The organism is Bradyrhizobium sp. MV1.5 (assembly GCF_055807615.1).
This window is the reverse complement of sequence record NZ_JBVVPL010000076.1, coordinates 1-12030: the sequence shown is the minus strand read 5'-3', so window position 1 is coordinate 12030 and position 12030 is coordinate 1. Positions and strand designations below refer to the sequence as shown.

At 65.5% G+C, this 12030-nt stretch carries 10 protein-coding genes; 3 read left to right on the top strand and 7 right to left on the bottom strand.

The window, feature by feature from the left end:
• Positions 1 to 97: 97 nt before the first annotated feature.
• From hflX to AC0L2J_RS33845, 4 genes are all read right to left on the bottom strand, one after another.
• The gene (gene hflX / locus AC0L2J_RS33860; RefSeq protein ID WP_473395878.1) at positions 98 to 1480 is read right to left on the bottom strand and encodes a GTPase HflX; all 1383 of its coding nucleotides are present in this window, start codon (positions 1478 to 1480) and stop codon (positions 98 to 100) included.
• 11 nt (positions 1481 to 1491) lie between these two features.
• On the bottom strand, positions 1492 to 1740 hold the full coding sequence (gene hfq / locus AC0L2J_RS33855) for an RNA chaperone Hfq (RefSeq protein WP_007591126.1): 249 nt from the start codon (positions 1738 to 1740) through the stop codon (positions 1492 to 1494).
• A gap of 238 nt (positions 1741 to 1978) precedes the next feature.
• The gene (gene ntrX, locus AC0L2J_RS33850; protein WP_007591127.1) at positions 1979 to 3349 is read right to left on the bottom strand and encodes a nitrogen assimilation response regulator NtrX; all 1371 of its coding nucleotides are present in this window, start codon (positions 3347 to 3349) and stop codon (positions 1979 to 1981) included.
• Positions 3350 to 3364: 15 nt separating this feature from the next.
• Positions 3365 to 5758, bottom strand: a complete 2394-nt coding sequence (locus tag AC0L2J_RS33845; protein WP_473395877.1) for a sensor histidine kinase — start codon at positions 5756 to 5758, stop codon at positions 3365 to 3367.
• Positions 5759 to 5805: 47 nt separating this feature from the next.
• Between AC0L2J_RS33845 and AC0L2J_RS33840 the strand changes: the two genes are divergently transcribed.
• Positions 5806 to 6078, top strand: coding sequence for a histidine kinase (locus AC0L2J_RS33840; RefSeq protein WP_473395876.1), 273 nt, complete (start codon positions 5806 to 5808; stop codon positions 6076 to 6078).
• Between the two features lie 167 nt (positions 6079 to 6245).
• On the opposite strand, the gene ntrC is transcribed toward AC0L2J_RS33840, so the two are convergent.
• Genes ntrC through dusB form a run of 3 tightly spaced genes read right to left on the bottom strand, consistent with a single transcriptional unit; the run spans position 6246 to position 9871 of the window.
• The gene (gene ntrC / locus AC0L2J_RS33835) at positions 6246 to 7688 is read right to left on the bottom strand and encodes a nitrogen regulation protein NR(I) (protein WP_027566921.1); all 1443 of its coding nucleotides are present in this window, start codon (positions 7686 to 7688) and stop codon (positions 6246 to 6248) included.
• 9 nt (positions 7689 to 7697) lie between these two features.
• Positions 7698 to 8873 carry a two-component system sensor histidine kinase NtrB gene (locus AC0L2J_RS33830; RefSeq protein WP_473249091.1) on the bottom strand — a complete coding sequence of 392 codons (1176 nt, stop codon included), beginning with the start codon at positions 8871 to 8873 and terminating at the stop codon, positions 7698 to 7700.
• Positions 8870 to 9871, bottom strand: a complete 1002-nt coding sequence (gene dusB, locus AC0L2J_RS33825; protein WP_035974108.1) for a tRNA dihydrouridine synthase DusB — start codon at positions 9869 to 9871, stop codon at positions 8870 to 8872. Before dusB ends, AC0L2J_RS33830 begins: the two co-directional genes overlap by 4 nt.
• Positions 9872 to 10153: 282 nt before the next feature.
• Between dusB and AC0L2J_RS33820 the strand changes: the two genes are divergently transcribed.
• Both AC0L2J_RS33820 and AC0L2J_RS33815 read left to right on the top strand, forming a co-directional pair.
• A complete protein-coding gene (locus tag AC0L2J_RS33820) occupies positions 10154 to 11335 on the top strand; it encodes a bifunctional 2-C-methyl-D-erythritol 4-phosphate cytidylyltransferase/2-C-methyl-D-erythritol 2,4-cyclodiphosphate synthase (RefSeq protein WP_473249093.1) in 1182 nt (393 codons plus the stop codon).
• A gap of 3 nt (positions 11336 to 11338) precedes the next feature.
• A complete protein-coding gene (locus tag AC0L2J_RS33815; RefSeq protein ID WP_063996368.1) occupies positions 11339 to 11947 on the top strand; it encodes a CinA family protein in 609 nt (202 codons plus the stop codon).
• Positions 11948 to 12030: the final 83 nt, after the last annotated feature.

Genomic DNA, 12030 nt, shown 5'->3' with positions numbered 1-12030 from the left:
CCTTCAAAAACGGCCTCGAATACTTCCACGCCGTTGCAGCAGGATGGAGCCTTAGAGATATGTGCATGCCCTAGGGCCTTCGCCGGGACGACAACATTTACGCGGACAGACGCGGCACCGCATCGAACCTGTTCACCACGATGTCCCGCTTGGTCTCGTCGACCCGCACCGTCATATCAAAACGGCCGTCGTGCAGCTCTTTCGCCAGCACTTCGGAATTCCGATGCAGCCAGCTGATCCCGGCGCCGTCGGAGGCATCGATGGAGAGGTCGAGCGTGATGCGCTTGGCGGCCAAGCGCTCCTCGATCGCGGCGAGCAGTGCGTCGACCCCCTCGCCCGACACGGCGGACACCAGCATCGCCGGATGATCCTCCGGCCTGCGCGCGGCGATGTTCAAAAGTTCTTCGCGCTGTTCGGGACCATAACGGTCGATCTTGTTCCAGACCTCGATGATGCGGCCTGAGTCGTCGGGATTGATGCCGAGCTGGCGCAGCACGGCGTCGACGTCGCTCTGCTGCGCCTCGGCGTCGTCGTGCGAGATGTCGCGCACGTGCAGGATGACGTCGGCCTCCAGCACCTCCTCGAGCGTGGCGCGGAAGGCGGCGACGAGCTGCGTCGGCAAATTGGAGATGAAACCGACGGTGTCCGACAGCATCGCCTTGCCACCATGCGGCAGGGTGAGCGCACGCAGCGTCGGATCCAGCGTGGCGAACAGCATGTCGGCGGCCTGCACGTCGGCGCGGGTCAGGCGGTTGAACAGCGTCGACTTGCCGGCATTGGTGTAGCCGACCAGCGCCACGACGCGGTACGGCACGCGCTGGCGACCTGCGCGATGCAGGCGCCGCGTGGCCTGCACCTTCTTCAGCTCGCCCTCGAGCTTGGAGATGCGCTCCTGGATCAGACGGCGGTCGGCTTCGATCTGCGTCTCGCCGGGACCGCCCATGAATCCAAAGCCGCCGCGCTGGCGTTCGAGATGGGTCCATGAGCGCACCAGGCGCGAACGTTGATAGTTGAGATGCGCGAGCTCGACCTGGAGCGAGCCTTCCTTGGTCTTGGCGCGGCGGCCGAAAATTTCCAGGATGAGGCCGGTGCGGTCGAGCACCTTTGCCTGCAACTCCTTCTCGAGATTGCGCTGCTGGATCGGCGCCAGCGCGCAATCCATCACCACGAGCTCGACCTCGAGGCTCTTGGCGAGCGCGGCGATCTCCTCGACCTTGCCCTTGCCGATATAGGTCGCTGGGCGGATCTGGTTGATCGGCGCGATGATGGCGTCGGCAACGACGAGATCGATCGCGCGCGCGAGGCCGGCGGCTTCGTCGAGCCGGGCTTCCGCGTCACGCAGGACATGAGCTTCCGATTGCGCGTCGGCACTGCCTGCGCGCACCCGCAAATAGGGACCGATGACAAGCACCCGCCCCGTCTGCGTACCCCCTGTCGACCGCGGACGGTCGGCATCCCCGTCGAAATTCCGGGGTTCCAATCAGATCACTCTCAAGCCGGCTGGTCCTCGCCGCCTTCGAACAGCTGGATCGGAGCGCCCGGCATGATGGTCGAGATCGCATGCTTGTAGACGAGCTGCGAGTGACCGTCGCGCCGAAGCAGCAAACAGAAATTGTCGAACCAGGTCACGATGCCCTGGAGCTTCACTCCGTTGACCAGAAAGATCGTCAGTGGCGTTTTGGTTTTGCGAACGTGATTAAGGAAGGTGTCCTGCAGGTTTTGTGCGCGGTCTGCCGCCATTGTTTTTTTCTCGCTTTGAGTTTCTTTTTATTGCGCCGGTTTCGGCCCTCTTTTGAAAATTCGGGGTCCTCGTCCGGTTGCCGTCCCTCATGAGATCCCCCTCGGAGGGACAGCGGTTCAATTAGAGGACAGGTAGGCTTATTAGGCAAGCCGCTTCACGCGGCAGCCCATGCCGTATTGCCCCGAAAAACTACGGAAATCGATGATTTTCCTCGCCTATTCCAACGACGTCGCAGCGTTAGCCGACGCCGAGCGCCTTCAACTTCCGGTGCAGTGCCGAGCGTTCCATGCCAACAAACTCGGCCGTGCGAGAAATATTTCCTGAAAAACGGCTGATCTGTGCAATCAAATAGTCGCGCTCGAACACTTCGCGCGCTTCGCGCAGCGGCAGGCCCATGATGTGCTCGCCATTGTTGCTGGTCGGCATCGCCGGCACCATGGAGCCGACGTCCTGCGGCAGCATGTCGGCAGTGATGATGACCTCCGGCCCGCCCGCGGCCAGAATCATGACTCTCTCAACGTTGTTGCGGAGCTGGCGCACATTGCCCGGCCAGACATGCGACTGCAGCACCGCCATCGCGTCCTGCCCGATCTGCCGCTTGGGCAGGCCGCTGCCTGCGGAGATCTGCTCCATGAAGTAGTCGATCAATTCCGGAATGTCCTCACGTCGCTCCGACAATGCGGGCACGCGGATCGGCACCACCGAGAGCCGGTGATAGAGGTCCTCGCGGAAATGACCCGCCGCGATCTCCTCTTCGAGGTTGCGCGCGGTGGAGGAGATGATGCGGACGTCGACCTGCACCTTGCCATTGCCGCCGACGCGCTGGAACGACTGCTCGACCAGCACGCGCAAGATCTTGTTCTGTGTCTCGCGCGGCATGTCCGCGATCTCGTCGATGAAAAGCGTGCCGCCATGGGCCTCTTCGAGCGCGCCGGGCTTGCGCGCGTGCTCGCCGTTGGACTGCTCGATGCCGAACAGCTCGTGCTCCATCCGCTCGGGTGTGATCGCAGCGGCGTTGATGACGACGAAGGGGCCGTCGGCGCGGCCCGAGGCGGTGTGCAACGTGCGTGCGGTCAGTTCCTTGCCGGCACCGGCGGGACCGACGATCAGGATGCGGCTGTTGGCCTTGGCCGCACGCTCGATGGTCTGGCGCAGCTGGTTCATGCTGGGCGAGCGGCCGACTAGCGAGCTTGCGCTCGGCGCGAGCTGCTTCAGCTCCTTGACCTCGCGCTTGAGCCGCGAGTTCTCCAGTGCACGGTTCGCGACCAGGATCAGCCGGTCGGTCTTGAACGGCTTCTCGATGAAGTCGTAGGCGCCACGCTTGATCGCGGCGACCGCGGTCTCGATGTTGCCGTGGCCGGAGATCATCACGACCGGCAGATCGGGGTTGTCCTTCTTGACCTGCTCCAAAAGCTGCAAGCCGTCGAGCTTGGAGCCCTGCAGCCAGATGTCGAGGAACACCAGATGCGGCCTGCGGTTGGCGATCTCGGCAAGCGCCGTATCGCTGTCGCGCGCGGTCCGGGTCACGAAGCCCTCGTCTTCGAGGATGCCCGCAACGAGATCCCGAATATCGGCCTCATCATCGACAATCAGAATTTCACTTGCCATGGGTCGCCTGTTTTCTCAGCTGCCTGTTGAGGCTTCGATCTTTGTTGAATCATTGGTCTTTTCAGCCGGCTCTTTGGTTTCGGCGGCCGCCTCTTTTGTTTCCGGATCCTTGACGGATTGCGTGGCCGTTTCGCCGATGTCCGGCTTGGCCGTTGCCGCGGCCGGCGGTTCGGCCCCCTCGCTCTTCGCGGGAGCGCCGGAGATCGCAAAACGCATCCGCATCCAGGCGCCACGCTGTCCCTCGCGGAAGTCCGAGGCATCTTTCAGTTCGATGCGCCCACCATGGTCTTCCAGCACGCGACCGACGATCGCGAGCCCGAGGCCGGTGCCCTTGGCGCGTGTCGTCACATAGGGCTCGAGCAGGCGCGAGCGCGCCACCTTGGGCAGGCCGATGCCGTTATCGACGACGTCGATCAGCACGTCCTCGCCCTCGCGCGAGACCACGACGTCGATCCGGCCCTTGCCGAGCTCCTCCAGGGGGACCTGCTCGATCGCTTCGGTGGCGTTCTTGACGATGTTGGTGACAGCCTGCGAGATCAGCCGCCGGTCGAACTGGGCGCGCAGCGGGTCTTCCCTGAACTCGGCCTCGATATCGATCTCGGGATGGGCGACCTTCATCAGGAACACCGCCTGGCGCACTGCGTCGGCGACGTCCTCACCCTCCATCACCGGCTTCGGCATCCGCGCGAAGCGCGAGAACTCGTCGACCATGCGGCGGATGTCGTCGACCTGGCGCACGATGGTGTCGGTGCACTGTTCGAAGATCTGCTTGTCCTTGCCCTCGGTGATGTCCTTGCCGAATTTGCGGCGAATGCGCTCGGCGGAGAGCTGGATCGGGGTCAGCGGGTTCTTGATCTCATGCGCGATGCGGCGCGCGACGTCGCCCCAGGCGGAGGTGCGTTGCGCCGAGACCAGCTCGGTGATGTCGTCGAGCGTGATGATGTAGCTGTCGTGCGGTTGGCTGGTCTTCTCGGCGCTGACGCGGACCGACAGATTGCGCTCCTGCCCGTCCCGCGTGATCGTGATCTGCCCCTGCACCAGGCGCTGGGTCCCTTCCCGCGCCGTCTTCATCATCTCTTCGAGCTCGGGAAGCACGTCGGAGAGCGGATGGCCGAGCGTCTCGGCTTCCGAATGCCCGATCAGCTTTTCGGCGGAACGGTTGAGAATGCCGACGCTGCCTGAATTATCCACGCCGATGATGCCGGCGCTCGCGGACGACAGCACCGCCTCGATGAAGCGGCGGCGGCTGTCGATGAGGTCGCTGGCGTTGACGAGCTCGTCGCGCTGGCTGCGCAACTCCTCCGTCATCTTGTTGAAGGTCTCACCCAGCTGGGCGAGGTCGCCTTCCGACTGGTGCACCGGCACTTTCACATGGAGATCGCCGGTCGAGACCGTCTGGGCTGCGTTCATCAGCCGCCGGATCGGCGAGACCAGCGAGTTGGCGAAGTTGAGGCCGATCAGCACCGAGGCCATCAGGATGGTCAACGCGATCACCGCGAACATCAGCGCGAAGGCGACCTGGATGCCGAGCCGGCGCGACTCGATCTGGGCGTATTCGGCGACGCTGACCTCGGTCTGCTTGAGCTGGTTGACGACATTCGGATCGAGCGGCCGCGCGACGTAGAGGAAAGTGTCGCTGAAGGCGCGTAAGCGGACCACCGCGGCGACGTAGCTCGCATCGGGCAGCACAGCGATCTCGGGCTCGGATTCGTTGACGTTGCTGAGGAAGTCCGGTGCCGGCGGCGAATAGGCCAGCCGCATGCCGGTGTCTGCGGATTCGAGAATGTTGGTGTTCTTGTCGATGATCATCGCGCCCGGCAGATTGCGCGAGGCGGCGCTGGACGTCAGCAATTCGCGAAACGAGCGGCGATCCTGGTCATAGAGCGGGCGCGCGTGGGCGATGTCGTTGGCCATGCCGAGGATGTCGCCCCGGATCAGCTGCGCATGATCCTGCATGTAGGCCCGCGCGATCGTCAGCGAATTCTGGATCACCTCCTTGGTCGGGCCGGAGAACAGGCGGTCGAGGCCGCGCTCGATGGTGACGTTGGCGACGACGGCGACCAGCACCGCCGGCAGCACCGCCACGATCGAGAACAGGCTGACGATCTGGACATGGAGGCGCGCCGCCGCCCTGCCACGCCGTCGCGCCAGGATCAGCTGCCAGAGTTCGCGGATGATGATGCCGACCAGCAGTAGGATGGTGGCTGCGTTGCTCAGGTAGAACGAACGGACAACTTGCGGCGTCAGTTCGATGCTGGTGAGGCCGGTCAGGACCAGGAAGGTAAGCAAGGCCGACAGCAGCGCCAGCGCCACGGCAAAGGGCGCCAGCCAGCGTCGCGCCGACCAACGCCGGGGCTCTTCTGCTGGGGCCGTGTCAAAGGATGCGGCCGAGGTGTCTGCGCTGGTCATTCCGGCAATGGGTGCTGAAAACGGAGGTCCGCGCGGGGCGGATACTGATGTATTCGTACCACATTGTTGCCGAATTGCGACAATTCCGCGGCGCCACCGCCGCGACCGACCCGCGCATCCACAGCGACATGCCGGATGCCGGAACGGATTCCAGCCCTCACGGCTTGACCGGGATGCACAAGTTCTTTCTCGCAATGATGGTGTCGGCCGTGCTGCTGCTGATCGTGGCGGCGGATCTGCTGGTCAATGGTCTCGGGGTGCAGGAGCCCAATGCGAACGTCGCCAGCGCAATACAGGTCTCAGGCCGGTTTGTCAGATAGGTGTGACGCCGCGTCCCGCGGCTGAAATCAGCGTTTGAATGTTCCGGAGGAACGTTTCGGTCCCATCGAGACTTCTGCTCACCGCGTCAGCCACAACGGCCAACGCGAACCGGACAGGCTCAGCTCCGCTTGATAGGGGAGCTGAGCCACCGTCGGGTGCGGGAAGGCTAGCCCCCGCTCCGATACACCTGGATATCGAGATCCCGGATCTTCTTCCGCAGGGTGTTGCGGTTGAGGCCGAGCAGATCGGCGGCACGGATCTGGTTGCCGCGGGTCGCCGCGAGCGCGGCCGTGAGCAGCGGCACCTCGATCTCCTTCAGGATCCGGTGATAGAGGCCCGGCGGCGGCACGCCGTTCGGGAAGCCCTGGAAGTGCGAGGAGAGATACGCTTCCACGGCGCCGCCGAGATTGTCGACGCCATGCTGGACTGCGGCACCCGGGCTGACGGTGGGTGGCGCCAGCTCGCCGTCGATGACCGAGCCCGTGATCACGTCCTGCGGATAGAGCGCCGCGAGACGGCGGGCGAGGTTCTCGAGCTCGCGCACGTTGCCCGGCCAGCGGTGCTGCTTCATCCGCTCCAGCGCCAGCGCGTCGAGCTTCTTCGGCGGCAGTCCGTCCTTCTCGGCCAGCGCGAAGAAATGACGGATGAGATCCGGCAGATCCTCGATGCGCTCGCGCAACGGCGGCAGCCGCAACGGCACGACGTTGAGGCGGAAGAACAGATCTTCGCGGAACAGGCCCTGCTGGATCAGGACGCGCAGGTCCTTGTTGGACGCCGCGACGATGCGCACGTCGGTCTTGATCGGGGTGCGGCCGCCGACCGTGGTGTATTCGCCCTGCTGAAGCACGCGCAGCAGGCGGGTCTGCGCCTCCATCGGCATGTCGCCGATCTCGTCCAGGAACAGCGTGCCGCCCTCGGCCTGCTCGAACCGGCCGGAGGCGCGGGTGTTGGCGCCGGTGAAGGCGCCGCGCTCGTGGCCGAACAGTTCCGACTCGATCAGGTCGCGCGGGATCGCCGCCATGTTGACCGCGACGAACGGGCCGTTGCGGCGCTTGCCGTAGTCGTGCAACGCCCGCGCCACCAGCTCCTTGCCGGTACCGGATTCGCCCGTGATCATCACGGTGAGGTCGGTCTGCATCAGGCGCGCCAGCACGCGATAGATTTCCTGCATCGCCGGCGAGCGGCCGACCAGCGGGATCGCCTCCATCTCGGCGTCCTCGTTCGGCGTCGAGACCCGCTCCTTCGGCTCGGCCAGCGCGCGGCCGACGATGGCGATCAGCTCCTTCAGGTCGAAGGGCTTTGGCAGATATTCGTACGCCCCGCGCTCGGAGGCGCGGATCGCCGTCATGAAGGTGTTTTGCGCGCTCATGACGATGACAGGCAAATTCGGCCGCATCTTCTTGATCCGCGGCAACAGGTCGAACGCGTTCTCGTCGGGCATCACCACGTCGGTGATGACGAGATCGCCCTCCCCCTGGCTGACCCATCGCCACAGCGTCGCGGCATTGCCGGTCAGCCGCACTTCGTAGCCGGCGCGCGAAAGTGCCTGATTGAGAACCGTGCGGATGGCGGTGTCGTCATCAGCAACGAGAATGCTACCTGCGGGCATCGTTAATCCTCATTTTGCCCCCTGTGACGCAGACGACGACTTCCCGGCAGAGCCGTCGCGACTGCTTTGATCGGCATGTTTCACCGATGTGGAATACATCGGCATCAGCACGCGGAAGGTGGTCTTCCGCGGCTGAGATTCGCATTCGATGATGCCCCCGTGATCCCCGATGATCTTTGCGACCAGCGCGAGACCCAGACCCGAGCCGGTCTGCTTGGTGGTGACGAAGGGATCGAACAGGTTGGGCAGAAGATCGTCCGGCACGCCTGGTCCGTTGTCCTTCACGCAGAATTCGAGCGGCAGGGATACACGGGATTTTTGACCGGGGACTGACAGGCGCACGCCGGGACGAAATGCGGTGGTGAGCTGGATCTCGCCGTCGGGAACGTCGATCAGCGCTTCGGCCGCATTCTTCACGAGGTTGAGGAACACCTGGATGAGTTGGTCCTGGTTCGCCAGCACCGGCGGCAGCGAGGGATCGTAGTCCTCGACGAAGCGGATGTTGCGGGCAAAGCCGGACTGCGCCAGCCGTTTGACGTGATCGAGCACCGAATGGATGTTGACGGGGCCGCGCACCACAGGGCGCTCGTCGCCGAACACCTCCATGCGGTCGACCAGCGTCACGATGCGGTCGGCCTCGTCGCAGATCAGCCGCGTCAGCATGCGGTCTTCCGAAGAGGCCTGCTGCTCCAGGAGCTGCGCCGCGCCGCGGATGCCGGAGAGCGGGTTCTTGATCTCGTGCGCAAGCATCGCGGCGAGCGCGATCACCGAGCGCGCGGCGCTGCGATGGGTGAGCTGGCGGTCCATCTTGTCGGCGATGGAGCGCTCCTGGAGCATCACCACGATATGGCCGGGCCGTTCCGTCACCGGGGCCACATGCAGATCGACCTGGCGGTCTCCGCCCATGCGCGGCGTGCCCAGATCGACCTTGTACTCGTTGACCGGCGCGTTCGACGAACGCACCTGGTCGATCAGCGCCAGCAACGGGCTGCCGAACGGCACCAGCTCTTTCAGCGACTGCCGCTTCAAGAACTGGGTCGAGATATCGAAGAAGGCTTCGGTCGCGATGTTGGCGGCGACGATCTTGCCGTCCGGCCCGATCATGAGCATGGGATTGGGCAATGCGTCCAGGATGGCATCGCTGTCGGACGCAACGGGCCGACGATGTTCAGCGGCTGAGCTCATGCAGCGGCGCTCCATGCAAAGTCGTCGAAGGCATCTTGCAGTGACCGGTGGACGAGGCGCGGATCCTCCGAGGTGAGGATTTTCTGGCGCCAGGATTTCAGCTTCCCGGCCGGGGCGCGGCTCACATCGGCCGCGACGTCGAGGGCCCAGCCCAGATGTTTCCGCGCGTGCCGCAGTCCGATGCGCAGGCCGTAGAGCGCGCAGACGCCTTCATAAAGCGTGCGGACATAATGCAGCTGCGTCTCGAGCGACGGCGTGGCCTCCGCCGCCCCGCCCTTGAGGCGCCGGCCGATCTGGCCGGGCAGCCAGGGCTGGCCCTGCGCGCCTCGGCCGATCATCACAGCATCGGCACCGGAGGCCTCTAACGCCGCAAGCGCCTTCTCGAAAGTGGTGATGTCGCCATTGACGACGAGCGGAATGGAGATGGCCTCGCGTACGGCGCGGATCGCGTCCCAATCGGCCTCGCCCTTGTAGAACTGGCAGCGGGTGCGGCCGTGCACGGTGACGAGCTTGATGCCCGATGCCTGCGCGCGCCGCGCCAGTTCCGGCGCGTTGCGGGTGCGATCGTCCCACCCGAGCCGCATCTTCAGGGTCACCGGTACCTTCACCGCCGCGATCGTCGCTTCGATCAGGCTGACGGCGTGGTCGAGGTCGCGCATCAAGGCGGAGCCGGACTGGCCGCCGGTGACGTGACGGGCCGGACAGCCCATGTTGATGTCGATGATGTCGGCGCCTTCAGCTTCAGCGATCCGGGCGCCCTCCGCCATCCAGTGCGTCTCACAGCCGGCGAGCTGGACCACGTGCGGACCGATGCCCGTGGCTTCGCAGCGCAACCGGGACATATGATGGCCATTGGCGAGTTCGTCGCTGGCCGTCATTTCGGACACCACCAGACCGGCCCCTAACTCCGCGGCCAGCCGGCGGACGGGCGAGTCAGTCACCCCCGACATCGGCGCCAGGAAGACCGGGGTGGCGACATCAATATCGCCTATCTTCAATGGCTTAGAGCCAGATACTGCCGAGCCGGTCACAGGGGTCTCGTTGCGTTGGCAGCGCCTCATCGCGCCTGCCATGACCTATCTTGCGCACAATTCTTGTGCAGTCAAGCGTCATGCCTACAGTTTAGACAGTTCTGCCGATCTTTCAAGTGCAGTGCAGCAAAATGCTGTTTCCCACAATCCAGGGAAACCCCCTTTTTTTGCGGGCCTGCCGTGCTAGAGGCATGCGGCAATCACCCCACCCCCCGACTCTCTTCATCATCAAATGAGTATTTGAGTCCTATGGCGAAATCACAGCGCACCGCAGTCGTCCTCGTCGCGGCCGGACGCGGCCTGCGCGCAGGCGCCGGTGGCCCCAAGCAATATCGCGAGATCGGCGGCGTGCCGGTGATCTATCGCGCCATGGAGGCCTTCAGCCGTCATGCGGACGTGTTCGCGGTTCAGCCGGTCGTGAACCCCGACGACAGCGCCATGTTTACCGCGGCAGTCGCAGGGCTCAGCCACGAGGCGCCGGTCCATGGCGGCGCGACCCGGCAGGCCTCGGTCCTCGCCGGCCTCGAAGCGCTCGCCAGGCACAAGCCCGACATCGTGCTGATCCACGACGCCGCGCGCCCCTTCGTTTCGGAAGGCGTGATCACCCGCGCGATCGATGCGGCCAGCCGCACCGGCGCCGCGATCCCCGTCGTTCCCGTCACCGACACCATCAAGGTCACCGGCGAGAACGGCAATGTCGAGGACACGCCGGACCGGGCGCGGTTGCGGATCGCACAGACGCCGCAATCGTTTCGCTTCGACGTCATCCTCGAAGCGCATCGTCGCGCGGCCAAGGACGGGCGCAGCGATTTCACCGACGATGCCGCGATTGCCGAATGGGCGGGATTGACGGTTGCGACCTTTGAAGGCGATGTTGCCAATATGAAGCTCACCACTCCCGAGGATTTCGTGCGCGAGGAAGCGCGGCTGGCCAGCCTGCTCGGCGACATCAGGACCGGCACGGGCTATGACGTCCACGCCTTCGGCGAGGGCGACCATCTCATGATCTGCGGCGTCCGCGTGCCGCACACCAAGGGCTTCCTGGCCCATTCCGACGGCGATGTCGGCCTGCATGCGCTGGTCGACGCCATCCTCGGCGCGCTCGCCGACGGCGACATCGGATCGCACTTTCCGCCCAGCGACGCGAAGTGGAAAGGCGCATCCTCCGACCAGTTTTTGCAATACGCCATCGAGCGCGTCACCCAGCGCGGCGGCCGCATCGCCAATCTCGAGGTGACCATGATCTGCGAGCGGCCGAAGATCGGTCCCTTGCGCGACACCATGCGCGCGCGCATCGCCGAGATTTCCGGCGTCGACATCTCCCGCGTCGCGGTCAAGGCGACCACCAGCGAGCGGCTCGGCTTCACCGGCCGCGAGGAAGGCATCGCGGCCACCGCGAGCGCCACCATCCGCTTGCCCTGGAGTGTCTAGGCCATGGCCGGCAGCGACGCACGCGCCCTCTCCCGCTCGCTGCTCGATCTGTGCCGGATGCGCAAGCTGACGATCGCGACCGCCGAGTCCTGCACCGGCGGCCTCGTCGCGGGCGCGCTGACCGACATCCCCGGTTCGTCAGATGTGATCGATCGCGGCTTTGTCACCTACTCCAACGATGCCAAGCGCGCGATGCTCGGGGTCGACGCAAGCACGCTTGCGAATTTTGGCGCCGTCAGCAAGGAGACCGCGACAGCCATGGCAGTCGGCGCGCTGGAGCGTGCCGGCGTCGATCTTGCGGTTGCCATCACCGGCATAGCCGGCCCCGGCGGCGCCACGCCAGGCAAGCCGGTTGGCCTCGTCCACTTCGCAGCCGCCGCGCGTGACGGCCGCATCGTCCACCGCGAGCATCGCTTTGGCGCCATCGGCCGCACCGCCGTGCGACAGCGCTCCGTGGTCGAGGCGCTACGCATGCTGATGGATCTCGCCCGCGGCCCAGCCCAGGCCAAGCCGCGCCGTGAAGCCGCGGTAACCCGCCTGCGCCCCCGCGTGACACGCTCGCCGCGCCGGCATGCCGCGAAGCGCAGGCCGCCGCGGTCGCCGCGGGGGTGACCCCGTAGCGGGGGGGGGGGGGGGGGGGGGGGGGGGGGGGGGGGGGGGGGGGGGGGGGGGGGGGGGGGGGGGGGGGGGGGGGG